Below are 368 nucleotides of genomic sequence, written 5' to 3'. Positions count from 1 at the left end.
CCTTCGCGGATGGCGAAACGCAGACCTTCGTCCATCGCGACCGGGTTGATCAGGGTCACGACCATCTTCACGTTGTCGCCCGGCATCACCATTTCCACGCCTTCCGGCAGCTGGCAGGCGCCAGTGATATCGGTGGTGCGGAAGTAGAACTGCGGACGGTAGCCCTTGAAGAACGGGGTATGACGGCCACCCTCGTCCTTGGACAGCACGTAGACTTCGGCTTCGAACTCGGTGTGCGGCTTGATCGAACCCGGCTTGCACAGCACCTGACCACGCTCGACGTCGTCACGCTTGGTGCCGCGCAGCAGCAGACCGGCGTTGTCGCCTGCCTGGCCCTGGTCCAGCAACTTGCGGAACATTTCCACGCC

General features: G+C 62.8%; 1 protein-coding gene. It reads right to left on the bottom strand.

The genetic code is table 11. The features are described 5' to 3' along the window. Window positions 1-368 (bottom strand): EF-Tu C-terminal domain-related protein (locus XcuCFBP2542_RS19130; RefSeq protein ID WP_338117684.1); only part of this gene is annotated, 368 nt, incomplete at both ends.

The organism is Xanthomonas cucurbitae (assembly GCF_002939885.1).
Classification (GTDB): Bacteria; Pseudomonadota; Gammaproteobacteria; order Xanthomonadales; family Xanthomonadaceae; genus Xanthomonas; species Xanthomonas cucurbitae.
Note: the sequence above shows the minus strand (reverse complement) of the source record. Positions and strands in the feature narration are given on the sequence as shown.